The sequence below is a fragment of the Citrobacter sp. CK191 genome, from assembly GCF_030333435.1.
GTDB lineage: Bacteria > Pseudomonadota > Gammaproteobacteria > Enterobacterales > Enterobacteriaceae > Citrobacter_B > Citrobacter_B koseri.
Genome location: NZ_JAOWFX010000030.1, coordinates 414,280 through 439,607, shown reverse-complemented (window position 1 = coordinate 439,607; position 25,328 = coordinate 414,280). Strand labels below are relative to the sequence as shown.

The window sequence follows — 25,328 nt, the reverse complement described above, 5'->3', positions numbered from 1 at the left end:
GCGCGAGCGCGACGCTGGCGCTTATTGAGCAGGACAAAACTGTGTGCTAAACGAGTCAGCATCTCTTATTGTAAAATCAGTCCGTGACAGAAAACGCATCATAAATGAAGCCATTTAATTGCGCAATTTTTATACAACCCTCACGACTGATTAAAACGAAATAGCGGTAACAGATAACGTTGAGACTGAGAAATAATGCTCTCTATCGTCTTCGGCTCCAGCTGACGCCACAACCGTTGATACCAGATATCATCCCCTTCTCCGCGTATCACCATGTTACCTTCATAAGCCTGCAAGAACTTCGTCCGGGCTTTTTGCAGCGTGTCAGCATCATCTAACATGGCATCATTCGCCGCGTCATAACAAGCTTTTATCCATGCGCCGCCGCTTTCAGGAAGAACCATCAGTGGGGACGACATCCCTTCCCGATAACCGTCAATCAGCTGTGCGAGGTAAGTTAACGCCTGTTCAGCCTCTAACGGCGGGAAGCGCCACTCTCCCTCTTTACGCAGGAACAAACGACTTTCGCCTTTTCCGCCACAGGCACAATAGACAAGGTGTTCCAGCCAAAGTTGCATTCCCTGCGCAACGCTTATTAAAGATGGGCGCCAGCGCAACAAACCGTCTTCCTGCACCTGCGGCAACCACCCCGTGATCTGCACGCCATTGCAGAGCAGATCAACTTCCATACTTTTCCCCGGCTGACGACACGCGATAATCCTGTCCGCCAGCGACTGCATCTCCTGACGCTGCGTATCCCAGAGGATCTCGCCAAAAGCGCCATACGGGAGATCGCCCGCCGCCCGGAAGCGACGGAATAAAAGCCCGGCATCCTCTTCTTCGACCAGCGTATTAAGCAACTGCTGATTAAGCTGATAGCGGGTTAGCCCTTCCAGAATGAACGGCTCCGTATCGGGAATTTCACTCTCTTCCGCGCGGAAATTCACCTGTAGCCGCATCTGGAAAAACGCCCGCACCGGATGCGCCCAGAAGCGCTGAAGTTTTTCCAGCGTCAACGTCTCAGGGAGTTCATAGGGCAACGGCTGTACAAAATCAGAGTGGGCCTCGCCTGACTGACTTGCAGCAGGCAGCCATTCGCGCGCGTAGCTTTGCTGTTCTCCGGGAAGATAGTTTTGCGCATCAAACGGCATCCTCGTGTGCAGGCGAGCGATATGCGCTTTCACGCGGGCCTCGCTCTCATCGCTGGTCAGTTCTTCATCTCCCGGCAAATAGTGACTTTGCCCGATATAATCCATCAGTTCCTGCACCAGGACTGACGGGAAACGTTCGCTGTTATCCTGAATAGAGCGCCCGATGTAGCTAATATAGAGCGTCTGCTGCGCAGAGATTAAGGCCTCAAGGAACAGGTAGCGGTCATCATCGCGACGGCTACGATCCCCGCGCATCGGTTTCTGGCTCATCAGGTCAAAACCGAGCGGCGCCAGCTGACGCGGATAGACGCCGTCATTCATACCAAGGAGACACACAACCTTAAAGGGGATAGAACGCATAGGCATGAGCGTACAGATGTTTACCGGCCCCGCCAGAAAACGCTGGCTGATGCGTTCCTGATCCAGCCTTTGCGCCAGCTCGTCCCGTAACAGAGACAGCGGCACCGCATCGCCATACTCCGCCTCAAGCCCTTCGGTGATAATCGCCTGCCATTGCTGCTCGATAAGGGTCATTGCGGCTTCCGTTTCCGCATCGGGCAAGAAAAAGTCATTGAGCATGTCGCGGCAAACCGGGAGCCACTCTTCCAGCGGACGCGCCTGCGCCAGCCCGCGACGCCAGAGGTTCAACTGCATAAGCAGGGACGCCAGATGCCCGACCAGCTCCGCAATCAGCCCGCTGGACTCGTCATAAGGCAGCACGGACTGCCATTCGCCCTGCGCGCTTTCCATCGCGTAACCCAACAGCATACGCGTCAGGCCAAATTGCCAGGTATGCTGCCCCGTTGCAGGAAGCGCCAGCTCGCGCACGTTGTCGTCATCAATCCCCCAGCGGATACCCGACTCATTGACCCATAAGCGAAGATAGCGCAGCCCTTCTTCGTTGATGTTAAACCGAGCCGCCAGAACCGGCACGTCCAGCAGCGCCAGCACATCTTCAGAGACAAAACGGCTGTCCGGCAACGACAGCAGGCTGATAAACGCCTGCAAAACAGGATGCGACTGACGCGCCCGGCGATCGGAGATGGCATAAGGCAGGTAGCGTTCGGCAGGCGCACTGCCAAATACGGCCTGAATAAAGGGGCTATAGCTGTCGATATCCGCCACCATGACGATAATATCGCGCGGCATCAGCGTCGGGTCGGCCTCCAGCATCGCCAGCAGACGATCGTGCAGGATCTCCACTTCACGCTGCGGGCTATGGCATACGTGAAAGGTCACGCTGGCGTCATTCGGGTCAAGCGGACGCTTGTTGTCGCTTCGGGCGTACTCTTCGAGGTTCACCCCAGCCACGGCGCGACTTTCCAGCTCAAGGATGTCCGCCTGAATGTTATGAAGCAGGTTGTCCGGGGGAATATCGACAAACGCATCCAGTTCCTGCGTGTTTTCCAGTTCGGAAAGCAAGTAGATGTAGTCCCGCCCCAGTTTCCCCCAGGACGCCAGCATCGGGTTCCCGACATCCTGCTCGCCGTCGCTATTAAATAACTCCCCGGCGCGTTGGTTATCGCGAAACAGCGGTAAGTCGCGCTCCTCAAAGCTGTGACGACGCTGACGAGCCACCAGTTTTGCCAGCCAGGCAGGATCTCTGATATCCCCCCAGTAATAACGGCAGGGGTTAGTGAACAGCAGATGGATTTCGATGTGCTTTCCCAGCGCCTGCAAGGCCCGGAGATACACCGGCGGCAGCGCGGAAATACCACAAATAAAGACGCGCGAAGGCAGCCCCGTCGGGCTGGTTGTCGCATTTTCCAGCGTCTGGATAAAACGCTGATACACATTCGCACGGTGCCAACGCGGCTGCCCCAGTTCAGCCGTGTATTCCACCAGCGCCTTCCACAGCGGCGCCTGCCAGATCTGAGCCTCCCCTAACCCGTCAACCATCTGCCCCGCCTCCCACTGGGTAAGCCAGTCGGGGCGATAGACCAGATACTGATCGAAAAGATCGGCGGCACGCGAGGAAAGCTGGAATAGCTTGCGCTTATCAGCGTCGTCCGTCAGATAGTGGCGCAGTAGCGTAAAATCCTCACGCTCCAGCAGTTGCGGCAGCAGCGTCATCAGCTTCCAGCTCATGTTTTGCTTGCTGAACGCGCTCTCTTTCGGGATATCAGGCAGCACGCGTACAAACATATCCCAGATAAAACTCGCGGGTAGCGGAAAATCGATATTCGCGGCGATACCAAATTTCTGCGAAAGGGTCATTTGCAGCCACTGCGCCATACCGGTACTTTGAACCAACACAATTTCGGGTTCAAAGGGATCGTCAAGCCGATCGCGCTCAACGATGAATTCCATTAACGCTTCCAGCACGTCCAGACGGTTGGAGTGGTAGACCCTTAACATAGCAACTCCTGACTACTGACTTTTCGGGCAGTGTAAGCGCGACATCTGGCCTTGCCTGCCCAAAGGGGAAATGAGTTTAACGCTGATGCTGACACATCCCGCTTGTGTTGTCTGCATTCGGTTGGCCTGCCAGCTTTCGGGAGGTGAAAATGAATACAGCGCCGTTTGCTGCCAGCCGTACCGCCAGAGCTGTTGATATTGCGCCCTGACGACAAGACTCGTCATCAACGCCCGCTGATAACCCGATAACGCAGTGACGGTTATCACCAGCAGCGCCATCGCCAGTATCACTTCCGGCAGACTAAAACCACGCTGCCTGTTCAGGGTATCTGGCATAACGCCACCTCACTCAACGGGCAAAAATCGCTCCATCCATGCGGAGAAAATACAACGCCGCTTTCCTCCAGAGCACCCAGGCGCCAGACCGATGCGCCATCATACTGCGCAATCAATAAAGCGGTGTTGTTCCCGAGCAGGCGCAGGCAAACGCGGGCATTCGGCGTGGCGTATTGCCGACACTCAACCGCAGCCTGCGCCGACCATGACTGCATCCTTCCCCATTCCAGCGCCGACTGCGCCACCGCCTGACGCTGCAAGGCCCGGCTTTCTGTCGCCACCAGAGTGGAAAAACTCGCCTGCTGCTGGTTTGCCCCCTGAAGCAGCAGGCTGCCCAATACCAGCAGCAAAAGCACCATCGCCAGAGAAGACACACCCCGTTCACGTTTCACAGATTAAACCCGGTGACGCTGTATTGCGCCTCAACAGCGGTTTTAGAAGCCGCTTTACTGCGCCCCTGAAGAGACAGCGTCAGTACCGGCGCAAAACCGGGCATCTCCTGACGCTCAACGTTAAATGCCTCAATCTGTACCGTATCGGGATCGGTCATTTTATCCCACCCTTTATCTGCGCATGATGTTGCCCCACGCAATGTTTCCAGCGTTTTATTGTTTAAACGAAACCCGGTCTGTTCGGCCTCTTTTCCCGGCGCAGTCTCCCAGCGCCCGTTATTATTGGCGTCCCACTGTACGATAACGCACTCCCCCTGCCCGGCAATCACCAGTCCTTTCCCTGTGCAGTTTCCCCGACAATATCCCGCGCGTTGCAGGTGTTTTGCCACGGTATAAGCACGCTGCCAGATCTCATCTTCCAGCAACAACTGCCGCGTGGTCTGTAGAATCTCACGCTGTAGCGCGGGTAAAAATCGTGCCGCGCCGAGCAGTAGCATGCTGCTTATCGCCATCGCGATAAGTACCTCCAGCAGAGAAAAACCGCGCTCGTTCACCGACATGCTTCGGCCTCGCGTCCCTCACAGAGTCGGATTCGCCCCCAGGACGAAACCACCAGACGCCATTCGCCCGCGGCGTTTTTCAGGCGGATATGCCCGGCCCAGGCGGTATTGCGCAGACCAAAAAACGCCAGCGAGGGGGTGATCTCCACCATGTCGATATCGCGCCATGCTGGAATAAAGACAAACGGCGCGTCTGGCGTACAGGCACCTTGCGCCGAAGCAGCGCTGACAAAGCACCAGCCGCCGCGTTCTCTGATGACCTGAACAATGTGATCCCGGTTGTGCCAGTTCGCATCCTCACGCAGTTGCAGCAAGTAATCCCGCAGCTGGCTGGCGGTTTGCCATAACCGTTGCTGCTGTTGCCAACGCTGCCAGCCATAGAGCCCTGTGGCGCTAAGGCTAACCATAAGAAGCATTGCGACCATTGTTTCAATGAGCGTATAGCCCTGTTGTTTTTTCATAGCGGCAGTATGCCGGGGGCGGAGAAAATGACGAGGCAAGAATGCAGATTATTCGGCGCGTTACGAGAAATAGTTATCGTATTACAGCGCGTTGCAAAAATTCGGGAAGCAGCGCCGAAGAATGGCGTACGGAGTAAAAAAAACCGACGCGCAAAGGCGTCGGTTATGACAGGATGAGCTCAGGTCAGATAGCGACCGGCGCTTTAATGCCAGGATGCGGGTCGTAGCCTTCAATCTCAAAATCTTCAAAACGGTAGTCGAAGATAGAGTCAGGCTTACGTTTGATCACCAGTTTCGGCAGCGCGCGCGGTTCGCGGCTTAACTGTAGGTGCGTCTGTTCCATATGGTTGCTGTACAGGTGCGTGTCGCCGCCGGTCCAGACGAAGTCGCCCACTTCCAGGTCGCACTGTTGCGCCATCATATGCACCAGTAACGCATAGCTGGCGATATTAAACGGCAGCCCCAGGAAGACGTCGCAGGAGCGCTGATACAGCTGGCAGGAGAGCTTGCCGTCCGCAACATAGAACTGGAAGAACGCATGACACGGCGCCAGCGCCATTTTATCCAGCTCGCCGACGTTCCAGGCGGAAACAATAATACGGCGGGAGTCCGGGTCATTTTTCAACTGGTTCATGACCGTGGTGATCTGGTCAATATGGCGACCGTCCGGCGCAGGCCATGCGCGCCACTGTTTGCCATATACCGGGCCTAAATTACCGTTTTCATCGGCCCATTCGTCCCAGATCGTCACATTGTTTTCATGCAGGTAAGCGACGTTGGTATCGCCTTGCAGGAACCACAACAGCTCGTGAATGATGGAGCGTAAATGGCAGCGCTTCGTCGTCACCAGCGGAAATCCTTCCCGCAGGTTAAAACGCATCTGATGACCAAAAATGGAAAGCGTTCCGGTTCCGGTACGGTCGTTTTTCTGTGTGCCTTCATCCAGCACTTTTTGCATCAGTTCTAAATACTGTTTCATGGTTCCTCAGGAAACGTGTTGCTGTGGGCTGCGGCGGTAAGCCCAAACCATCATGATCACACCAGCGACAATCATCGGGATAGAGAGAATCTGCCCCATGCTGATGTACTGTACCCATGCGCCGGTAAACTGCGCATCCGGTTGGCGGAAGAATTCAACAATGATACGAAAGGCGCCATAGCCAATCAGGAACAGGCCAGAGACAGCCCCCATCGGGCGCGACTTGCGGATAAACAGGTTAAGAATAATGAACAGCACGATACCTTCCAGCACCAGCTCATACAGCTGGGACGGATGGCGAGGCAGAACGCCATAGGTATCAAAGATCGACTGCCACTGCGGGTTTGACGGCAACAGCGCGATATCTTCCGCGCGAGAGCCCGGGAACAGCATGGCAAACGGGAAGCTCGGATCGACGCGCCCCCACAGCTCGCCGTTGATAAAGTTCCCCAGACGCCCTGCGCCTAAACCAAAAGGAATCAGCGGCGCGATGAAATCGGATACCTGGAAGAAAGAACGTTTAGTGCGTCTGGCGAAGATCACCATCACCAGAATGACGCCGATCAGGCCGCCGTGGAAGGACATGCCGCCATCCCAGACGCGGAACAGATAGAGCGGATTTTCCAGGAACAGCGGGAAGTTGTAGAACAGGACGTAACCAATACGGCCACCGAGGAAAACGCCGAGAAAACCGGCATAGAGTAAGTTTTCAACTTCGTTTTTGGTCCAGCCGCTGCCCGGACGGTTTGCCCGGCGAATCGCCAGCCACATTGCAAAGACAAAACCGACCAGGTACATCATGCCGTACCAGTGCAGCGCAACGGGCCCAATTGAGAAAATGACCGGATCAAATTCCGGAAAATGCAGATAGCTACTGGTCATCTGTCACCACAAGTTCTTGTTATTTCGCTGAAAATAGACAGCAATTGATATGCGCGCCAGCCGTTCACAGGCGCTCCAAAGGAGCGAATGATAGCACAAGGGGTGCATCGGTGATGCCGGGAAGATGTAAAAGATCTGTATAGGCTATCAATGACAATCCCAGGAATGCCTGATGGCGCTTACGCTTATCAGGCCTACAAACGGCACAACACCTTTGCCTGATGGCGCTACGCCTGTCACAACCCCCCGCGTATCAGGCCTCCCATGCCACGGCGCTCCATAAACGCCGCCACCTGATGACGCACTTCCGTCGCCATTTGCGCTTCCAGACTGCGCTGCGCCAGCGTTTGCGCGTCTTCATAATCAATGTGCCGCAGCAGGTATTTCACGCGCGCGACGGAGCGACCGTTCATCGACAGATGGCGGAATCCCAGGCCTATCAGGATCGCCACACACATCGGATCGCCCGCCATTTCACCGCATAGCCGCAAATCAAGCCCCTGTTTTTCGGCTTCCTGAGCGATCATCGCCAGCGCACGTAACATCCCCGGGTGCAGGCTGTCGTAAATACTGGCCACACGCGTATTGTTGCGATCAACCGCCAGGATGTACTGCGTCAGATCGTTAGTGCCAACGGAGATAAAATCGACCCGGTTCGCCAGTTGCGGCAGCATAAATACCATCGACGGCACTTCCAGCATGATCCCAATGCGCGGTCTGGGGATCGCGTAACCGATCATCTCTTCGACTTCGCGCCCGGCACGCTCAATCAGGCGTCGCGCTTCATCCACTTCATCAATGCTGGTGACCATCGGCAGTAAAATGCTCAGGTTGCCGGTCGCGGCGTTGGCGCGCAGCATCGCGCGCACCTGGATCAGGAAGATCTCCGGCTGATCGAGCGTAATACGAATGCCGCGCCAGCCCAGGCACGGGTTTTCTTCGCTGATCGGCATATAGGGCAGTTGCTTGTCCGCGCCGACATCCAGCGTACGCAGAGTCACCGGTTTGTCGTTAAACATTTGCAGCATCCCCTGATACTGCGCCACCTGCTCTTCTTCCGAGGGGAAACCGCTTTGCAACATGAACGGAATTTCGGTGCGATAAAGCCCGATACCGTCGATACGGCTGCCCAGCTTCTCTTCATGTTCCGGGCTTAACCCTGCATTAAGCATCACCTTAACGCGTTCGCCGCTTTTCAGATGCGCTGGCAGATTGACATCATCTTCCGCCAGCCGGCTTAGTTCATTCTCTTCGCTGATAAGCCGCTGATATTCCTGCAACAATACCGGTTCAGGATCGACCAGCAGCTCCCCGCGATAGCCATCCACCACCAGCGTGCGGTGATGAAGAACCGAAGGCTGAATATCCGCGCCCATCACGGTCGGAATACCGAGCGCGCGCACCATAATCGCCGCATGCGAGTTAGCCGCGCCGTCGCGAACCACGACGCCGGCCAGTCTGTCCTGCGGCAGTTCCGCCAGCGTGGTGGCTGAGAGTTCGTCCGCCACCAGCACAAAACGCTCGGGCCATGTGTTCGGCCCCTGAATGGTGTCATCCAGGTGGAATAACAGACGCTGGCCCAGCGCGCGTAAATCTCCGGCACGCTCTTTGAGGTAGCCATCCGTCAGGGCGGCAAACTGCTCGGCAAACTTTTCGATGACTTTTTTGACGGCCCACTCCGCCACCGCGCCTTTATCGACTTCGGCAAACAGTTCACGACGCAGTCGGGCATCAGAAAGCAGGTGTGAATACAGATCGAAGATCGCCGCCGTCTCTTTCTGCGCGCCAGCGGCAAAGCGCTTACTGTAACGACGAAATTCGTTAGCGGCCTCTTCCAGCGCGCCGGTCAGCCGCTCGCGCTCAAGCGCCGGGTCAAGGGTGGAGGCTTCATAGACCTGCTCCATCAGCGGCAACGTTGCATCCTGCCAGCCTTCCGCTATCGCCACGCCGGGCGCGGCGGGCAGCGCACGGATGCGCGTATGGCGGTATTGACCAAATAACGCGGTTAGCTGCGTCTGCGAAAGGATAGCCGCCATCTGGGTCGCCAGCGTAACGAGGAAAGACTCTTCGCTTTCATCGTACTGGCGCAGTTCACGCTGCTGTACCACCAGCACCCCCAGTAGCTGGCGGCGCTGAATAATCGGCACGCCCAGAAAAGCGCGGAAACGCTCCTCTTTTACTGACGGGATGTATTTAAAGCTGGGGTGTTTCTGCGCATCGGCAAGGTTGATCGGTTCCGCCAGCCTGCCAACCAGGCCGACGATACCTTCATCAAATGCGAGTGTGACAGTACGGCCACGCGGTTTTTTTAGCCCTCGCGTCGCCATGAGGTAGTAACAACGTCGGTCGTGATCGGCCAGATAGACCGAACAGACCTCTGTATCCATCGCAAGACAGATATCAGTGACCAGAATATTCAACGCCTCGTTAAGGCGCGGCGCACTGGCCACCTTTTCCACTATTTCGCGCAGGCGGGTGAGCATAATTTGCGTAGCTTTAACCTCTTTTACGTCGCCAGGCAGGTGCGTTTTGTGGCTTCGGCGTACTCTCCTGAAGCGCCATCACGACACTTGCGAACTCTTTCATCACCCTGCGGTAGACATCGCGTTTAAATGACACCACCTGCCTGACCGGGTACCAGTAACTTACCCAGCGCCAGCCATCAAACTCAGGGGTGCTGCTGGTTTGCATATTGATTTCCGCATCAGCGCTCATCAATTGCAGAAGAAACCATTTTTGTTTCTGGCCGATACAAACCGGCTTCGTGTCCCAACGCACCAAACGTTTCGGTAACTTGTAACGCAACCAGTTGCGAGTAGAAGCAAGTATCCGCACGTCTTTACGGCTCAACCCGACTTCTTCAAACAGTTCCCGGTACATCGCTTGTTCTGCTGACTCCCCTGAATTTATCCCGCCTTGCGGGAATTGCCAGGAGTGCTGACCAAATCGCCGGGCCCACATAACCTGCCCCTGGCGATTACAAATTACGATACCTACATTTGGGCGGTAGCCATCGTCATCAATCACCGGACTACCTCAACATAAACCTTATATATGAATGATTGTTTCACACTCCAGAGAGACGGTAAACCACTCTGTTAGGCGTACGCGCTACTAATAACAATTGAATAACTCACAGCAAATAGCCGAGTTATAAACAGAGAGGTGTGTTCACAGACGATTTTATTCACCTTTTCTGTGGATATAGTTGTGAAGAAGTACGGAATTACTACGGGAAAACCCGGAACAGTCTGAATTGGGCGGCAAACACCATCAAAAAATAGCCTCGTAAATTCATTAAGTTAAATGCAAAGCCTGCGTCTATTCGTGCTAAATCGTGACAGCCATCACATTGAAGATCGTCAGGCTGATGAAAGATCAACCACCGTCGCTTTTATCCACAGATTGTGCCAATAAGTTAGGCACAATTTGTGTAAAAATTCGATTTTCGTCGCACGTCAAGGCTGTAAATTGAAACAGTAGTGGCGGTTTTTCACAGTTATCCCATCTTTCTGTGGATAACATGGTGTAAGATCCTGTTTATTTTCAGTGACCAGATTTGGAAAACCCATTGCTCTGTTGCGCAACTTGCAGAATCAGATCCTAAAAACCAATATAAATCATGCGATTGAACATCGCGTGTGGAAATCGTTAAACTCTGTTCATACGGTATAAAATCATTGTTCACTTTTTCGCCTAAGGTATAACGTCATGCCCGGACTCCGCCCGCTACTTTCTCCGCCAGCATCTGAAGCCCTTTTGCTTGCCCAGGCGCAGCAGCTTTCAGGTTACTCGCTGGGCGAACTGGCGGCGCTGGCCGGTTTAGTGGCCCCCAAAGATTTGAAACGGGATAAAGGCTGGATTGGCGTGCTGCTGGAGATCTGGCTCGGCGCCAGCGCCGGTAGCAAACCGGAACAAGATTTCGCCGCGCTTGGCGTGGAGCTGAAAACCATTCCCGTCGATAGCCTTGGCCGCCCGCTGGAAACCACGTTTGTCTGCGTCGCGCCGCTAACCGGCAACAGCGGCGTGACGTGGGAAACAAGTCACGTCCGCCACAAATTAAAACGTGTGTTATGGGTTCCCGTAGAGGGGGATCGCAGTATTCCGTTAGCCGATCGGCGCGTCGGTTCCCCACTGTTGTGGAGCCCAAATGAAGAAGAAGATCAGCAACTTCGCCTCGACTGGGAAGAGTTGATGGACATGATTGTGCTGGGTCAGGTTGAGCGGATCACCGCCCGGCATGGCGAATTTTTACAACTGCGGCCAAAAGCGGCGAATGCCAAAGCCCTTACCGAAGCAATTGGCGCGCAGGGAGAGACCATTCTGACGCTGCCGCGCGGCTTTTATCTGAAAAAGAACTTCACTCGCACGCTGCTGGCCCGCCATTTCCTGTTACAGGGCTAACAGGCACAGACTGGACTTTCACCTGCCGCATTGCGCGCCTATAATTAGCGCTTCTTTTTTTTGGCAGGACTTTGTTCGATGTTATTTGCATGGGTAACCGATCCTAACGCCTGGCTCGCGCTCGGTACGCTGACGCTGCTGGAGATCGTTCTTGGGATCGACAATATTATTTTCCTCTCTCTGGTGGTGGCGAAACTTCCTACAGCGCAACGGAATCACGCCCGACGCCTTGGGCTGGCGGCGGCGATGGTAATGCGCCTGGCTTTGCTGGCTTCTATCGCCTGGGTCACACGCCTGACAAACCCGCTGTTCGAGGTTTTCGGCGAAGCGATTTCCGCCCGCGATCTGATCCTGCTGCTGGGTGGGTTGTTCCTGATCTGGAAAGCCAGTAAAGAGATTCACGAATCGATTGAAGGCGAGGAAGAAGGGCTGAAAACGCGCGTCTCCTCCTTCCTGGGCGCGATTGTCCAGATCATGATGCTGGATATTATTTTCAGCCTTGATTCCGTCATCACGGCGGTGGGCCTCTCGGATCATCTGTTTATCATGATGGCGGCAGTTGTGATTGCCGTCGGCGTGATGATGTTCGCGGCGCGCCCTATCGGCGAGTTTGTTGACCGCCACCCTTCCGTAAAAATGCTGGCGCTCTCTTTCCTGATTCTGGTCGGCTTTACCCTGATTCTGGAAAGTTTCGATGTACACGTTCCGAAAGGGTACATCTACTTCGCCATGTTCTTCTCTATCGCGGTAGAGAGCCTGAACCTGATGCGCAATAAAAAGAACCCTCTCTGATTCACTCTGTCGCTCCCTGTAAGGGGAGCGAATACCCGCAATGCCTCTCCCGTTCCTCACAGTTTAAGATTTTACTGCTTTTATCAGACATAACTTCAGGTTATTACTAGACTATTATCAGACGCAGGCCACGTGAGGATAAATGGATGAAAAAATGGGCAGTTGTGATTTCCGCTGTAGGACTGGCTTTTGCTGTTTCTGGATGTAGCAGCGATTATGTAATGGCGACCAAAGATGGTCGGATGATTCTGACCGACGGTAAACCAGAAATTGACGATGATACGGGTCTGGTGAGCTACCACGATCAGCAAGGCAACGCGATGCAAATCAATCGTGACGAAGTCTCTCAGATCATTGAACGCTAATTGTTGAGGTCAGCAGCCCTGCTGGCCTTAGAATTTTCTCTTTCCCTTTTCTCTTCCCTCTGCCATTTTTATATTCCTTTGTCGGGATTTACTGACTTCATAATAAGAAGGAAACGGCTATGCACTATCACCGTATACCCCACAGCTCGCTTGAAATAAGTACACTGGGGCTGGGCACAATGACGTTTGGTGAACAAAACAGCGAAGCCGACGCACATGCACAGCTCGATTACGCCGTGGATCAGGGCATTAACCTGATCGACGTCGCCGAAATGTATCCGGTGCCTCCACGCCCGGAAACCCAGGGGCTAACAGAAACCTATGTCGGTAACTGGCTTGCTAAACACGGCAGCCGTGAGAAGCTGGTTATCGCTTCCAAGGTAAGCGGCCCATCGCGTAATAACGACAGCGGAATTCGCCCCAATCAGGCGCTGGATCGTAAAAATATCCGTGAGGCCTTACACGACAGCCTCAAACGCCTGCAAACCGACTATCTGGATCTGTATCAGGTTCACTGGCCGCAGCGCCCGACCAACTGCTTCGGCAAGCTGGGCTACAGCTGGACGGATTCGGCACCGGTTGTCACGCTGCTCGAAACGCTGGACGCGCTGACGGAGTTCCAGCGCGCGGGCAAAATTCGCTACATCGGCGTCTCTAACGAAACGGCCTTCGGCGTCATGCGCTATCTGCATCTGGCGGATAAACATGATCTGCCGCGCATTGTTACTATCCAGAACCCTTACAGCCTGCTGAACCGCAGTTATGAGGTGGGATTAGCGGAAGTCAGCCAGTATGAAGGCGTCGAGCTGCTGGCCTACTCTTGCCTGGCGTTCGGTACGTTGACCGGTAAATATCTGAATGGCGCCAAACCCGCCGGCGCGCGCAACACCCTGTTTAGCCGTTTTACGCGCTACAGCGGCGAGCAGGCGCAAAAGGCGGTTGCGGCCTACGTCGACATCGCCAGACGCCACAACCTCGATCCGGCCCAGATGGCGCTGGCGTTTGTGCGTCGTCAGCCGTTCGTCGCCAGCACCCTGTTGGGCGCAACGACGATGGCGCAGTTAAAAACCAACGTTGAGAGTTTGCATCTGGAGTTAAGCGAAGAGGTGCTGGCGGAGATCGAAGCGGTGCATCAGGTTTATACCTACCCGGCACCGTAATGCGCTCATCCGGCGCTTCTGCCTGATGGCGCTGCGTTTATCAGGCCTACCGACGGCGCAACAATCACATCTGGCGGCGCTGCCAAATCCACAGCGCCGCAATCGCCAGCGCAAACAGCCCGCCAAAACCAATGCCGATCGCCACGACCGGAATGCCCACCAGTACGGCCAGCGAATAGAGACCCAGCATCAACAGCATCGCGCTGTTCTCCCCCAGGTTCTGTACCGCAATCGCATTGCCCGCGCCAACGCTTTTCTTGCCGCGCTCCTGCAATAACGCATTGAGCGGCACCACGAAAAAGCCGCCCAGCACGCCAATAAGCGTCAACAGCGCATAGGCCGGAAGCAATGCGTGCTGCAAAGAGAAAATCAGCACCACCACGCCAATCAGAATACCCGCAGGCATACAACGCGCTACCGTCTCCAGCGTAACCAGCTTCGCCGCAGCGCCTGCGCCCACAACAATACCGATCGCCACCATTGCGTTCAGGTAAGTCGGCGTGGCGTTATCGGTAATTCCCAGCGCTACCGGCACCCACAGCACCAGCAGAAAACGCAGCGTGACGCCCGCGCCCCAAAAAAGGCTGGTGCCAACCAGCGAGAAACGCGTCTCCCCGTTACGCCAGAGCGACATGCAGGCACAGAAGAAGCTGCGCACCATCTTACGCAAATGCCAGGACTGGCCTGGCCGCGCCGCCGCGAGTTTCGGAATAAAAAGGTTAGCGACGACTGCGCCCGCATAGGCCAACGCACAGGCGACCAGCGCCGCAATCACATGCCAGTCTGCCAGTACGCCGCCCGCCACCGATCCCAGCAGAATCGCGGCAATAGTGGAGGCTTCCATCAGACCATTGGCTTTCACCAGTTTGTCGCCCGTGGTCAGCTCGCCAAGAATGCCATATTTCGCCGGAGAGTAAGCCGCCGCGCCAATCCCCACCAGCGTATAGCCGACAAAGGGATTAAAACCAAAACAGATGCTCGCAGCGCCCAACAGTTTCAGGCCGTTGGCGAACATCATCACCCGACCTTTAGCAAAGCTGTCCGCCACCTGCCCGACAAAGGGGGCAAAAAGAATGTAAGCGCCTACAAACACCATTTGCAGGATCGGCTGGCTCCAGTCCGGGTAGAACTGCGCCTTCAGCAGCGCCAGCGTCGCGAACAACAGAGCGTTATCGCCAAACGCAGAGAGAAACTGCGCGGCGATAACCGACATCATCCCTTTCGACCAGATCGAAGTGTTAGTATGTACTGACTCACGCATGTTGTTTTTCCGGTTCATCAACCCAGCTTTTCAGCGTCACAAAGTCCGGCTTGCCGCTGCCCAGTAACGGAAGTTGTTTCAGATAGCGGATATCACGCGGTACGGCAAGTTCAGGAATGCCGTGTGTGCGGGCATATTGCAGCAGGCTTTCACGCGTCAGCTCGCCGTCTGTCGTGAACAGCACCAGCGCTTCGCCCTTGCTGGCGTCGCTTTTAATCGCCGTAGCGTGCATTTTATCTGGCGAGACGCTCAGCGCCAGCTGTTCGACCATCTCCAGCGAAACCATCTCTCCGGCGATTTTCGCAAAGCGCTTCGCTCGCCCCTGGATCTGCACAAAACCGTTTTCATCGAAACGCACAATATCGCCCGTGTCGTACCAGCCCTGTTCAACGTCGCCCAGCGCATTTTCCGCCGCAGGCGCTTCCAGCACGCCCGGTTTTTCAACCCGCAGGTAGCCGTTCATGATATTAGGCCCTTTGAGTTGCAGACGTCCGCCGTCATCAATGCCCGGAACCGCCAGCAAGCGCGCATCCATGCCTGGCAAAATGCGCCCAACGGTGCCCGGCTTCGCCGCCATAGGTACGTTAATCGACACGACCGGCGCGCATTCGGTCACGCCGTAACCTTCCAGAACGCGCAGACCGAATTTGTCCTGCCAGAGCTGTCGGGTGCTGTCCTGCAATTTTTCCGCGCCGGCGACGACATAGCGCAGGCGATAGAAGTCATACGGGTTGGCAAAGCGCGCGTAGTTGCCCAGAAACGTCGACGTGCCAAACAGCACCGTGCAGTTCCGGTCATAGACCAGTTCCGGCACAATGCGATAGTGCAACGGGCTGGGATAGAGAAACACCTCAGCGCCGGTCAGCAGCGGCGTCAACAGGCCGACGGTCAGGCCGAAGGAGTGGAACAGCGGCAGCGCTGACATAAAGCGGTCGTTCGCCGTGAAATCGGCAATGGTTTTTATCTGCTCAACGTTCGCCAGAAGGCTTTTATGGCTGTGCACCACGCCTTTCGGGTGCCCTTCCGAACCGGATGTAAAGAGGATCATTGCCGCCTCTTCCGGCCGCTGTTTGACCTGCGCCAGGCGCGGCATCAGCAGATGCGCAAAAATCCAGAGCTTATCGGCGAGCGTCACATCAGCTTTTAAATCTTCGAGATAAATCCAGCGAACCTGCGTCAGTTGCTCCGGCAGATGCCAGAGTTTGCCTTTCTCAAGAAACTGACGGGAGGTGAATACGGTTTTGATCTCCGCAGCGGTAATGGCGCTGGTCAACCCTTTCACACCCGCCGTGTAGTTCATCATCGCCGGGATACGGCCACGAGAAACCGCGCCAAAAATGACGGCGGCGCTGATGGCCGCGTTTGGCAGCATCAGGCCGATGTTTTCGCCCTGCGCGCTGTATTTTTCCAGAATGCGGCCGACAAACAGCGTTTTTGTCAGCAATTTGCGATAAGTGTCCGGCGTGAAGTTAATATCTTCAACACAGTTTTTACCCGCCCCGTAGCGGTACTGCGCAGCTAACAGTGATTCATACAGCGTTTCACGCGGGCGCACCGCCATGCGCGCTTCCATCATAATTTGATGCAGCATTTCTCCGGCCAGTTTGCGGCGCTCGCGCGCTCGCGGCGCCTCCGGCATCGGCAGATGGGTGGGCGGCAGGATATGCAGGTGAATGCGCGGGAAAAAGCGCTGTTTTACCAGACCTTTCAGGCGGCTAAAGTACGTAAGCTCTGCGCCTTCAATACGAACCGGCACCACCGTTGCGCCAGACTTCGCCGCCACAAACCCGGCGCCGTCGTAGATTTTCATCAACGAACCGCTCACCGAAATTCGCCCTTCCGGGAAGATAACCACCGGGCGGCCCTGCTCTACCAGGCGTACCAGGTGCTTAATCGCCATCGGCTTCGTCGGGTCGAGCGGCACGAAATCAATCAGCGACTTTAACCAGCGCATATACCATTGCTGGCTGATAGAGGAATAGACCGCGAAAACAGGGCGAACCGGTAAAAACAGGGCGAGTAAAATACCGTCGATAAAAGAGACATGGTTTGGCGTGATCAGGATGCGCTCACCCTGTAGCGCCCTGGCATCCCCGGTGACGCGTACACGATAAAGCACGCGGAACAGGTTGCGAAAAAATCCAAAAAGCATGTCAACTCCCTTTGCTCACAGTTCGGTAAAGATGCATGGTTGCAGATTATACGAGATGGGGAACAGGCGCGACAGGTAAATGGAAGGACGAAAAAAAACCTGCGCATCCGCGCAGGTTGGTGCAAGAGACAGGTACGAAGAGCGTACCGAATAATCTCACCAATCAATACCTCTGGGATCTTGATTGTGGTCTCCGGCGACGCTGCGCGCCACCAGCAAAACGCAAAGGAATGAACACAAATGCAACGAGTTGTGTAAATTATCGGTTACTGTTACAGATTGGTGTAATCGCAAAAAAAAACCTGCACATGATGCGCAGGTTGGTGTAATTCTTGTGATCAACCCGAAAGCTGATTTCACCTATCAATACCTCTGGGATCTCAACTCTAGCAATCCGCCCGACGCCCTCACCAGCGAACAATCGCAACAGCGCTTCGCAAAGTGTAACCAAAGGTTTGCATTCTCCCTTTTCTGTCTTACTTCCCCGGCGTGCGCTCACATTTGCGCGTTCCCGTCAGGCAATCTGCTTGAACAGATAGCCATTTTCCGTAACACTGACGAAATGTAAGCGTTTACCCACTATAGGTACTGTCATGGCGACCATAAAGGATGTAGCCCGACTGGCTGGTGTTTCAGTCGCCACCGTTTCTCGCGTTATTAATGATTCCCCGAAAGCCAGCGAAGCATCCCGCCTCGCGGTCACCAGCGCGATGGAATCGCTCAGCTATCACCCCAACGCCAATGCGCGAGCGCTGGCGCAGCAATCCACGGAGACAATTGGTTTAGTCGTGGGGGATGTCTCCGACCCTTTCTTTGGCGCGATGGTTAAAGCGGTCGAGCAGGTGGCCTACCACACCGGTAATTTCTTACTGATTGGCAACGGCTACCATAATGAACAAAAAGAGCGTCAGGCGATTGAACAACTGATCCGCCATCGTTGCGCGGCGTTAGTCGTACACGCCAAGATGATCCCGGACGCGGACCTGGCGTCATTAATGAAACAGATGCCTGGCATGGTGCTGATTAACCGCATCCTGCCTGGGTTTGAGCAGCGCTGCGTGGCGTTAGATGACCGTTACGGCGCCTGGCTGGCAACGCGTCACTTAATTCAGCAGGGCCATACCCGCATCGGCTATATCTGTTCCAACCATTCGATTTCTGATGCGGAAGACCGGCTCAAGGGTTATTACGACGCGCTGGAAGAGAGCCATATTCCGGCTAACGACAGGCTGGTCACATTTGGTGAACCGGATGAGAGCGGCGGTGAACAGGCAATGACCGAACTGTTAGGTCGCGGAAGAAACTTCACGGCGATCGCTTGTTACAACGATTCGATGGCCGCAGGCGCAATGGGCGTATTAAACGACAACGGTATTGACGTGCCGGGCGAAATTTCACTGATTGGTTTCGATGATGTGCTGGTCTCGCGCTACGTGCGTCCACGTCTGACCACGGTACGCTACCCGATCGTGACCATGGCGACCCAGGCCGCCGAACTGGCGCTCGCACTGGCGGAAAAACGGCCTGTACCCGAAATCACCCATGTCTTTAGCCCTACTCTGGTACGTCGGCATTCCGTTTCGACGCCGTCGGAAACCGGGAATTCTTCGTCAAACGATTAATCAGGATAGCGTCATGACAACAATGCTGGATGTTTCACGTCGCGCGGGCGTATCAAAAGCGACGGTTTCTCGCGTGCTGAACGGAACGGGACAGGTGAAAGAGAGCACGCGCCAGAAAGTCTTCAAAGCGATGCAGGCGTTAGATTACCGACCCAATTTTTTGGCGCGATCGCTGGCGAACCGCACCAGTAACAGCATTGGGCTTGTTGTCTCGACCTTTGACGGATTTTACTTCGGGCGTTTGCTGCAACAGGCGTCACGCCAGACGGAGTCGCACGGTAAGCAGCTTATCGTGACCGATGGCCATGACACGCCGGAACGCGAGCAAGAGGCGGTGCAAATGCTGGCCGACAGGCAGTGCGACGCGATCATTCTCTATACCCGCTATATGAGCGAAAAAACGATCATCTCGTTGATTAATACCATAGAGACGCCGCTGGTCGTGATCAACCGCGATGTCAGTCTGGCCCGCGATCGCGCCATATTCTTTGAACAGGAAGATGCCGCGTTTCAGGCGGTGGATTACCTGATCTCACAGGGCCATCGGGATATCGCCTGCATTACCGTACCGAATCACACGCCAACGGGAAAATCCCGTCTGACGGGCTACCGCAAGGCGCTGGAGAAAAACGGGATCGCCTGGGACCCGGCGAAAGTGAAATACGGCGACTCCAGTATGACACGCGGGTACGAAGCGTGCCGTGAACTGCTGGAGGAAGGGATCGCCTTTACCGCGCTCTTTGCCTGTAACGACGATATGGCACTTGGCGCATCAAAGGCGCTGCATCAGGCCGGGCTGCGGATACCGCAGGATATTTCGCTGTTTGGCTTCGATGACGCGCCCAGCGCGAAGTGGCTGGAACCGGCGCTGTCCACTGTTTATCTGCCGATCGACAGTATGATCACCACCGCAATCGATCAGGCGATTCGGCTGGCGAGCGGCGAGGAGCTGGAGCCGATCCCGCCGTTTACAGGAACATTAGTGCTGCGTGATTCAGTGACCACCGGGCCATTTTTTCAGTCGGATTGCTGATGGTTTGCCGGATGGCGGCGCAAGCGCCTTATCCAGCCTACAGTATCGTAGGCCTGATAAGCGTAGCGCCATCAGGCAAAGGAACCTTATCCGGCCTGCCGGTTAAAAAACTTCCAGCGCCAGCAACTCTTCAATCGTCTGGCGGCGGCGAATCAATCGCGCTTTACCATTATCAAACAGCACTTCCGGCAGCAGCGGTCGGCTGTTGTAATTTGATGACATGGACGCGCCGTACGCGCCGGTATCGTGCAGAACCAGGTAATCCCCCGGCGCGACCGCAGGCAGCGCACGCGTTTCCACGTTACCGCCTTCCTGCTGCGTAAAGACATCGCCAGATTCACACAACGGCCCCGCCACCACGGTGTCCAGCAGCGGCGCATGTTCAAGCGAGCGACCGTCCGCCGCCAGCGCCGTAATATGGTGATAGCTGCCGTACATTGCCGGGCGCATCAGGTCGTTGAAACCGGCATCCACCAGCACAAAATGACGGCGCCCCATCTCTTTCACGCTGCGTACCTGCGTCACCAGCACGCCGGATTGCGCCACCAGAAAACGTCCCGGCTCAATTTCCAGCTTCACCCGATGCCCCAGATGGCGAGCGATTTGCTCGCGGGCAGCGTTCCACAGTCCGAAGTAATGCTGCGTATCGACCGCCTCTTCTCCCTCGTGATAAGGGATCGACAGCCCGCCTCCCGCCGAAATCGCCTCCAGATCCTGCCCAAAATCGATAACCTGGCGCACCATCGCGCCGCACACCTGCTCCAGATGACCGTAATCAACGCCGGAACCAATGTGCATGTGAACCCCGACAAGCTGAAGCCGATGGCGCTGCATCACCGCCAGCGCGGCAGGCAGATCGGTATGCCAGATGCCGTGTTTGCTGTTCTCGCCGCCGGTATTGGTTTTCTGGCTGTGCCCGTGACCAAAACCGGGATTGATACGCAGCCAGACGCGATGACCCGGCGAAACCTGCCCCAGTTGATCCAGCATATCCACCGACCCGGCATTCACCGGAATGCGCAGTTCGCTGACGCGGGCCAGCGTGGCGGCGTCAATGACATCAGCCGTGAAGACGATATCATCAGGATGGTTTTGCGGATCATATCCCGCCGCCAGCGCGCGCTCAATTTCACCCAGCGAAACGGAATCCACCTTTACGCCCTGCTCACGCATCAGGCGCAAAATATGAATATTCGAGCAGGCCTTTTGCGCAAAGCGCACCACATCAAACTGTTGCAGGGCCGCGATCTGACGGCGAATAATCTGCGCGTCATAGACCCATACCGGGCAGCCGAATTCCGCCGGTAGTCTGAGCAGATTTTCAGCGTTGAGGTCGGTATCAGTGCAATTCAGTGAATGTGGCATAGCAGGCTCCGGGCAAGACATTTTTTATGATTACGCCACAAACTGAAGGGAATAAAAAATATCGTTTTATGGCGAGTCTATGCAAAAATGATATGGATGATATCCACTGAGGGGAAAGCCAACGATGGCAGCCGTGAACCTGCGCCACATTGAAATCTTTCATGCCGTGATGACCGCCGGAAACCTGACCGAAGCGGCGCGCCTGCTGCATACCTCGCAGCCCACCGTTAGCCGGGAGCTGGCGCGGTTCGAAAAAGTATTGGGGCTTAAACTGTTTGAGCGCACGCGCGGACGCCTGCACCCGACGGTGCAAGGATTACGGCTATTCGAAGAGGTGCAGCGTTCCTGGTATGGGCTGGATCGCATTGTAAACGCGGCGGAGAGCCTGCGTGAATTTCGCCAGGGCGAGCTGTCGATTGTCTGCCTGCCCGTTTTCTCCCAGTCCTTTTTACCCACGCTGCTGCAACCGTTTCTCGCCCGCTATCCTGATGTCAGCCTGAACATCGTGCCGCAGGAGTCGCCGCTGCTGGAAGAGTGGCTTTCCGCTCAACGCCACGACCTCGGCCTGACGGAGACGTTGCATACCCCGGCAGGCACCGAACGCACCGCGTTGTTGACGCTAAATGAAGTGTGCGTGCTGCCGCCCGGCCACCCGCTGGCGACCAAATCCGTGCTGACGCCGGGCGACTTTCAGGGAGAGAACTACATCAGCCTGTCGCGCACCGACAGCTATCGTCAGTTGCTGGATGCGCTGTTTAACGAACACCAGGTTAAACGCCGGATGGTCGTGGAAACCCACAGCGCGGCGTCGGTTTGCGCGATGGTGCGCGCGGGCGCCGGGCTTTCGGTGGTTAACCCGCTCACCGCGCTGGATTATGCCGCCAGCGGAGTGACCGTGCGGCGGTTCAGTGTCGACGTTCCGTTTACCGTCAGTCTGATCCGCCCGCTGCACCGGCCATCATCCGCGCTGGTGGATGCGTTCAGCGAGCACCTGCAAACCAGCCTTCCGCGTCTTGTCGATCCGCTGGAGGCCATTCTGGAGCCGGTTACGAAAGCATAAATTCCACGGCGTCAGCCGCATGGATCGCCGCAGTATCAAACACCGGCAGCGCGCTCTGCGCTTCCGGCACCAGCAACCCGATCTCAGTACAGCCGAAAATCACGCCCTGAGCGCCCTGCGCCGCCAGACGTTCGATCACCTGCAAATAATACTGGCGGGAGCGTTCGCTAAACTCGCCGAGGCACAGTTCGTCAAAGATTATCTGGTTGATCTGCGCGCGGTCGTCAGTTTCCGGCACCAGGGTTTCAATCGCAAACCGCTGCTCCAGACGCCCGCGATAAAAATCCTGCTCCATCGTGTAGCGCGTCCCCAGTAGCGCCACGCGCGTCATGTTTTTGCGCGCAATCGCCCGCCCTGTCGCATCCGCAATATGTAAAAACGGCAGTGAACAGCGCGACTCAATCGTCTCCGCCACTTTATGCATGGTATTAGTACACAGCACTATCGCTTCTGCGCCCGCCTGCTGCAAACCCAGTGCGGCCTGCGCCAGAATATCTCCCGTTTTATCCCACTCGCCCTGGCGCTGACACTCTTCAATTTCATGGAAATCAACGCTATGCAGCAACAGGCTGGCGGAATGCAAACCGCCCAGGCGTGCTTTGATTCCTTCATTAATCAAACGGTAATAGGGGATCGTCGATTCCCAACTCATGCCGCCCAGCAGTCCAATCGTTTTCATTACCTTCTCCTTCTCACCTTGATGACAGCAGTGAAGCAAACTTGTGATCAAGTTTCCAGTTCATTTGGTCTGCCATTTTCTTTTCCCCCGGTATGAACTAATTTAGTTGAAACATTGTTTCAATAAATAACAGGATCACCGCATGTTTATTTTTCATAATGAGACGACGCTTGAGGATCTGGGAAATGGCGTTACCCGGCGTATTCTGGCTCACGACGGTAACATGATGGCGGTAGAGGTAAATTTCGAAAAAGGCGCAATCGGGCCGTTGCACAATCATCCTCATGAACAGCTGACTTACGTTTTGTCTGGTGAATTTGAGTTTACTATTGGTGAAGAAAAGCATGTGGTGCGCGCCGGCGATACGCTATATAAACAGCCCAATATCATGCATGGCTGCGTGTGTTTACAACCGGGAACACTGCTGGATACCTTCACGCCAGTACGCGAAGATTTCCTCAACGCGTAAGCCATACGCATCCGGCCTGTACAGGAACCCCTGCGCAGGCCGGATGTTATCGCCTCACCGGGGCGAGGCTTTTACGACATCAGAATTAACGCGCCAGCCAGCCGCCATCCACCGCAACGGTATAGCCGTTAATATAGTCAGATGCGCTGGATGCCAGGAACACCACCGGCCCCATCAGGTCGCTCGGCAGCCCCCAACGCCCCGCCGGAATACGGTCGAGGATTTCCGCGCTACGCTGCTCATCAGCACGCAGTTGCTGAGTATTGTTCGTCGCCATGTAACCCGGCGCGATAGCGTTCACGTTGATGTTATGTTTCGCCCATTCGTTCGCCATCAGGCGCGTTACGCCCATAACGCCGCTTTTAGACGCGGTGTAAGAAGGAACGCGAATCCCGCCCTGGAAGGAGAGCATAGAGGCGATATTAATAATTTTGCCGCCGTTACCCTGGGCGATGAAGTGCTTCGCCGCAGCCTGAGACATAAAGAACACGCTCTTAATGTTCAGGTTCATGACGTCATCCCAGTCTTTTTCACTGAAGTCGATCGCGTCTTCACGGCGGATCAGACCGGCGTTATTCACCAGAATATCGATGTGGCCGAACTCCGCCACCGCACGTTCAAGCAGGGCTGGAATACCGTCAATCTGACGCAAATCCGCCGTCAGACTTAAAAAACGGCGGCCCAGCGCGGTGACGCGTTCAATGGTTTCCGTCGGCTCAACAATGTTGATCCCGACAATATCACAGCCCGCTTCCGCCAGACCCAGCGCCATCCCCTGACCCAGACCGGTATCACAACCTGTGACTACCGCGACCTTACCTTCAAGAGAGAATGCATTCAAAATCATTGTTAATCCTTATTTTCTTAGTGCCTGTCACGGACAGACATGATTGCCGTCCGCGACTAGCGCAGATCTTTTACTGCAACGTGGTCCATATCATCAAAGACCTGGTTTTCACCCACCATCCCCCAGATGAACGTATAGGCCTGGGTGCCGACACCGGAGTGAATAGACCAGCTTGGGGAGATAACCGCCTGCTCGTTATGCATCACGATATGACGCGTTTCCTGAGGCTGCCCCATCATATGAAAGACGCAGGCGTTCTCTTCCATGTTGAAATAGAAGTACACTTCCATGCGGCGTTCATGGGTGTGACAAGGCATGGTGTTCCACAGGTTGCCGGGCGCCAGTTCGGTCAGGCCCATGCTCAGTTGGCAGGTCTCCAGTACGTCCGGCACGAAGTATTTGTTAATGGTGCGGCGGTTACTGGTGAGGTTGTCGCCCAGAGTGACCGGCGCGACATCGGCTGGCGTCACTTTTTTAGTCGGATAAGTGGTATGCGCCGGCGCGCAGTTGTAGTAGAACTTCGCCGGATTTGCTCCATCAACGCTGGCGAAAACAACTTCTTTCGCGCCTTTACCGACATATAAGGCATCGCGGTGGCCGATCTCATAGCACTGGCCATCAACAGCGATCGTGCCCGGCCCGCCGATGTTGATCACCCCCAGTTCACGACGCTCCAGGAAGTAGGTAACGCCCAGTTGTTTACCGACTTCACCGCCAACGGAAACCGTTTTCGCTACCGGCATGATGCCGCCGACAATAATGCGGTCGATGTGGCTGTAAACCATGGTGTATTCATCAGCAACAAACACTTTCTCGACCAAAAACTCGTTGCGCAGCCCCTGGGTGTCCAGCGTTTTAGCGTGCGCGCTGTGGATGCTCTGTCTTACGTCCACATCAACCTCCAATAATAAACCGACCGTGAATGTCAGAACGGAAGGCGAAACACCGTTCCGTTTTACTTTATGCGGTAATGATATCCCTCCAGAAACGGGTTTTCAAT

General features: G+C 55.4%; 24 protein-coding genes. 8 read left to right on the top strand and 16 right to left on the bottom strand.

Going from position 1 to position 25,328, the window contains the following annotated elements; translation table 11 throughout:
* Positions 1-140: 140 nt before the first annotated feature.
* The 10 genes from recC to OGV82_RS22970 form a co-directional block, all read right to left on the bottom strand.
* Complete coding sequence (recC, locus tag OGV82_RS11625) at positions 141-3,509, bottom strand: exodeoxyribonuclease V subunit gamma (RefSeq protein ID WP_101744106.1); 3,369 nt, start codon at positions 3,507-3,509, stop codon at positions 141-143.
* 12 nt (positions 3,510-3,521) lie between these two features.
* The gene (locus OGV82_RS11620; protein ID WP_012134939.1) at positions 3,522-3,845 is read right to left on the bottom strand and encodes a prepilin-type N-terminal cleavage/methylation domain-containing protein; all 324 of its coding nucleotides are present in this window, start codon (positions 3,843-3,845) and stop codon (positions 3,522-3,524) included.
* A complete protein-coding gene (locus OGV82_RS11615) occupies positions 3,830-4,237 on the bottom strand; it encodes a DUF2509 family protein (RefSeq protein ID WP_101744105.1) in 408 nt (135 codons plus the stop codon). The genes OGV82_RS11620 and OGV82_RS11615 overlap by 16 nt, the downstream gene beginning before the upstream one ends.
* Positions 4,234-4,797 carry a prepilin peptidase-dependent protein gene (locus OGV82_RS11610; protein ID WP_047461525.1) on the bottom strand — a complete coding sequence of 188 codons (564 nt, stop codon included), beginning with the start codon at positions 4,795-4,797 and terminating at the stop codon, positions 4,234-4,236. The genes OGV82_RS11615 and OGV82_RS11610 overlap by 4 nt, the downstream gene beginning before the upstream one ends.
* A complete protein-coding gene (locus OGV82_RS11605; protein WP_012134942.1) occupies positions 4,788-5,258 on the bottom strand; it encodes a prepilin peptidase-dependent protein in 471 nt (156 codons plus the stop codon). Before OGV82_RS11605 ends, OGV82_RS11610 begins: the two co-directional genes overlap by 10 nt.
* Positions 5,259-5,442: 184 nt before the next feature.
* The gene (gene thyA / locus OGV82_RS11600) at positions 5,443-6,237 is read right to left on the bottom strand and encodes a thymidylate synthase (protein WP_012134943.1); all 795 of its coding nucleotides are present in this window, start codon (positions 6,235-6,237) and stop codon (positions 5,443-5,445) included.
* 6 nt (positions 6,238-6,243) lie between these two features.
* A complete protein-coding gene (lgt, locus tag OGV82_RS11595; protein ID WP_047461522.1) occupies positions 6,244-7,119 on the bottom strand; it encodes a prolipoprotein diacylglyceryl transferase in 876 nt (291 codons plus the stop codon).
* 236 nt (positions 7,120-7,355) lie between these two features.
* Positions 7,356-9,602: a phosphoenolpyruvate--protein phosphotransferase gene (ptsP, locus tag OGV82_RS11590; RefSeq protein ID WP_012134945.1), complete on the bottom strand. Its 2,247-nt coding sequence runs from the start codon at positions 9,600-9,602 to the stop codon at positions 7,356-7,358.
* Positions 9,603-9,615: 13 nt separating this feature from the next.
* Positions 9,616-10,146, bottom strand: coding sequence for an RNA pyrophosphohydrolase (rppH, locus tag OGV82_RS11585; RefSeq protein WP_024130909.1), 531 nt, complete (start codon positions 10,144-10,146; stop codon positions 9,616-9,618).
* Positions 10,147-10,497: 351 nt separating this feature from the next.
* Positions 10,498-10,644, bottom strand: coding sequence for a hypothetical protein (locus OGV82_RS22970; protein ID WP_047461519.1), 147 nt, complete (start codon positions 10,642-10,644; stop codon positions 10,498-10,500).
* Between the two features lie 186 nt (positions 10,645-10,830).
* Here OGV82_RS22970 and mutH point away from each other — a divergent pair, with 186 nt between their 5' ends.
* The 4 genes from mutH to OGV82_RS11565 all read left to right on the top strand — a co-directional run bounded on the left by mutH (position 10,831) and on the right by OGV82_RS11565 (position 13,840).
* A complete protein-coding gene (gene mutH, locus OGV82_RS11580) occupies positions 10,831-11,523 on the top strand; it encodes a DNA mismatch repair endonuclease MutH (RefSeq protein WP_047461516.1) in 693 nt (230 codons plus the stop codon).
* A gap of 78 nt (positions 11,524-11,601) precedes the next feature.
* Positions 11,602-12,315: a TerC family protein gene (locus OGV82_RS11575; protein ID WP_049012027.1), complete on the top strand. Its 714-nt coding sequence runs from the start codon at positions 11,602-11,604 to the stop codon at positions 12,313-12,315.
* Between the two features lie 146 nt (positions 12,316-12,461).
* On the top strand, positions 12,462-12,680 hold the full coding sequence (gene ygdR, locus OGV82_RS11570) for a lipoprotein YgdR (protein ID WP_012134951.1): 219 nt from the start codon (positions 12,462-12,464) through the stop codon (positions 12,678-12,680).
* Positions 12,681-12,799: 119 nt separating this feature from the next.
* Positions 12,800-13,840, top strand: coding sequence for an NADP(H)-dependent aldo-keto reductase (locus OGV82_RS11565; RefSeq protein WP_047461513.1), 1,041 nt, complete (start codon positions 12,800-12,802; stop codon positions 13,838-13,840).
* A 64-nt stretch (positions 13,841-13,904) separates the two neighbouring features.
* Here OGV82_RS11565 and lplT read toward each other — a convergent pair whose 3' ends face one another.
* Both lplT and aas read right to left on the bottom strand, forming a co-directional pair.
* Entirely contained in the window at positions 13,905-15,101 is a 1,197-nt protein-coding gene (gene lplT, locus OGV82_RS11560) for a lysophospholipid transporter LplT (RefSeq protein ID WP_047461510.1), read from the bottom strand.
* Positions 15,094-17,253, bottom strand: coding sequence for a bifunctional acyl-ACP--phospholipid O-acyltransferase/long-chain-fatty-acid--ACP ligase (gene aas, locus OGV82_RS11555; protein WP_101744103.1), 2,160 nt, complete (start codon positions 17,251-17,253; stop codon positions 15,094-15,096). Before aas ends, lplT begins: the two co-directional genes overlap by 8 nt.
* A gap of 593 nt (positions 17,254-17,846) precedes the next feature.
* Between aas and galR the strand changes: the two genes are divergently transcribed.
* Positions 17,847-18,875 (top strand): HTH-type transcriptional regulator GalR, encoded by a 1,029-nt coding sequence (galR, locus tag OGV82_RS11550; RefSeq protein ID WP_047461505.1) that lies wholly within the window; start codon positions 17,847-17,849, stop codon positions 18,873-18,875.
* A gap of 13 nt (positions 18,876-18,888) precedes the next feature.
* Positions 18,889-19,908, top strand: coding sequence for a LacI family DNA-binding transcriptional regulator (locus OGV82_RS11545; RefSeq protein WP_047461502.1), 1,020 nt, complete (start codon positions 18,889-18,891; stop codon positions 19,906-19,908).
* A gap of 102 nt (positions 19,909-20,010) precedes the next feature.
* Here the strand turns inward: OGV82_RS11545 and lysA are convergent, their stop codons facing one another.
* On the bottom strand, positions 20,011-21,273 hold the full coding sequence (gene lysA, locus OGV82_RS11540; RefSeq protein ID WP_012134958.1) for a diaminopimelate decarboxylase: 1,263 nt from the start codon (positions 21,271-21,273) through the stop codon (positions 20,011-20,013).
* A 124-nt stretch (positions 21,274-21,397) separates the two neighbouring features.
* Between lysA and OGV82_RS11535 the strand changes: the two genes are divergently transcribed.
* Positions 21,398-22,333 (top strand): LysR family transcriptional regulator, encoded by a 936-nt coding sequence (locus OGV82_RS11535; protein ID WP_012134960.1) that lies wholly within the window; start codon positions 21,398-21,400, stop codon positions 22,331-22,333.
* On the opposite strand, the gene OGV82_RS11530 is transcribed toward OGV82_RS11535, so the two are convergent.
* Positions 22,320-23,012 (bottom strand): aspartate/glutamate racemase, encoded by a 693-nt coding sequence (locus OGV82_RS11530; RefSeq protein WP_058668045.1) that lies wholly within the window; start codon positions 23,010-23,012, stop codon positions 22,320-22,322. The two genes, OGV82_RS11535 and OGV82_RS11530, sit on opposite strands and share 14 nt — an antisense overlap.
* A 142-nt stretch (positions 23,013-23,154) precedes the next feature.
* Here OGV82_RS11530 and OGV82_RS11525 point away from each other — a divergent pair, with 142 nt between their 5' ends.
* Positions 23,155-23,481, top strand: a complete 327-nt coding sequence (locus OGV82_RS11525) for a cupin domain-containing protein (protein WP_047461492.1) — start codon at positions 23,155-23,157, stop codon at positions 23,479-23,481.
* A gap of 85 nt (positions 23,482-23,566) precedes the next feature.
* On the opposite strand, the gene kduD is transcribed toward OGV82_RS11525, so the two are convergent.
* Entirely contained in the window at positions 23,567-24,328 is a 762-nt protein-coding gene (gene kduD / locus OGV82_RS11520) for a 2-dehydro-3-deoxy-D-gluconate 5-dehydrogenase KduD (RefSeq protein ID WP_005123393.1), read from the bottom strand.
* Between the two features lie 56 nt (positions 24,329-24,384).
* A complete protein-coding gene (gene kduI, locus OGV82_RS11515) occupies positions 24,385-25,221 on the bottom strand; it encodes a 5-dehydro-4-deoxy-D-glucuronate isomerase (protein ID WP_024130911.1) in 837 nt (278 codons plus the stop codon).
* Positions 25,222-25,328 lie beyond the last annotated feature (107 nt).

What these genes read in the sequence shown, in the direction of transcription:
- recC (WP_101744106.1), bottom strand. Translation starts at nt 3,509, where the DNA reads ATGTTAAGGGTCTACCACTCCAACCGTCTGGACGTGCTGGAAGCGTTA.
- OGV82_RS11620 (WP_012134939.1), bottom strand. Translation starts at nt 3,845, where the DNA reads ATGCCAGATACCCTGAACAGGCAGCGTGGTTTTAGTCTGCCGGAAGTG.
- OGV82_RS11610 (WP_047461525.1), bottom strand. Translation starts at nt 4,797, where the DNA reads ATGTCGGTGAACGAGCGCGGTTTTTCTCTGCTGGAGGTACTTATCGCG.
- OGV82_RS11605 (WP_012134942.1), bottom strand. Translation starts at nt 5,258, where the DNA reads ATGAAAAAACAACAGGGCTATACGCTCATTGAAACAATGGTCGCAATG.
- thyA (WP_012134943.1), bottom strand. Translation starts at nt 6,237, where the DNA reads ATGAAACAGTATTTAGAACTGATGCAAAAAGTGCTGGATGAAGGCACA.
- lgt (WP_047461522.1), bottom strand. Translation starts at nt 7,119, where the DNA reads ATGACCAGTAGCTATCTGCATTTTCCGGAATTTGATCCGGTCATTTTC.
- ptsP (WP_012134945.1), bottom strand. Translation starts at nt 9,602, where the DNA reads ATGCTCACCCGCCTGCGCGAAATAGTGGAAAAGGTGGCCAGTGCGCCG.
- OGV82_RS22970 (WP_047461519.1), bottom strand. Translation starts at nt 10,644, where the DNA reads ATGTTATCCACAGAAAGATGGGATAACTGTGAAAAACCGCCACTACTG.
- mutH (WP_047461516.1), top strand. Translation starts at nt 10,831, where the DNA reads ATGCCCGGACTCCGCCCGCTACTTTCTCCGCCAGCATCTGAAGCCCTT.
- OGV82_RS11575 (WP_049012027.1), top strand. Translation starts at nt 11,602, where the DNA reads ATGTTATTTGCATGGGTAACCGATCCTAACGCCTGGCTCGCGCTCGGT.
- ygdR (WP_012134951.1), top strand. Translation starts at nt 12,462, where the DNA reads ATGAAAAAATGGGCAGTTGTGATTTCCGCTGTAGGACTGGCTTTTGCT.
- OGV82_RS11565 (WP_047461513.1), top strand. Translation starts at nt 12,800, where the DNA reads ATGCACTATCACCGTATACCCCACAGCTCGCTTGAAATAAGTACACTG.
- lplT (WP_047461510.1), bottom strand. Translation starts at nt 15,101, where the DNA reads ATGCGTGAGTCAGTACATACTAACACTTCGATCTGGTCGAAAGGGATG.
- aas (WP_101744103.1), bottom strand. Translation starts at nt 17,253, where the DNA reads ATGCTTTTTGGATTTTTTCGCAACCTGTTCCGCGTGCTTTATCGTGTA.
- galR (WP_047461505.1), top strand. Translation starts at nt 17,847, where the DNA reads ATGGCGACCATAAAGGATGTAGCCCGACTGGCTGGTGTTTCAGTCGCC.
- OGV82_RS11545 (WP_047461502.1), top strand. Translation starts at nt 18,889, where the DNA reads ATGACAACAATGCTGGATGTTTCACGTCGCGCGGGCGTATCAAAAGCG.
- lysA (WP_012134958.1), bottom strand. Translation starts at nt 21,273, where the DNA reads ATGCCACATTCACTGAATTGCACTGATACCGACCTCAACGCTGAAAAT.
- OGV82_RS11535 (WP_012134960.1), top strand. Translation starts at nt 21,398, where the DNA reads ATGGCAGCCGTGAACCTGCGCCACATTGAAATCTTTCATGCCGTGATG.
- OGV82_RS11530 (WP_058668045.1), bottom strand. Translation starts at nt 23,012, where the DNA reads ATGAAAACGATTGGACTGCTGGGCGGCATGAGTTGGGAATCGACGATC.
- OGV82_RS11525 (WP_047461492.1), top strand. Translation starts at nt 23,155, where the DNA reads ATGTTTATTTTTCATAATGAGACGACGCTTGAGGATCTGGGAAATGGC.
- kduD (WP_005123393.1), bottom strand. Translation starts at nt 24,328, where the DNA reads ATGATTTTGAATGCATTCTCTCTTGAAGGTAAGGTCGCGGTAGTCACA.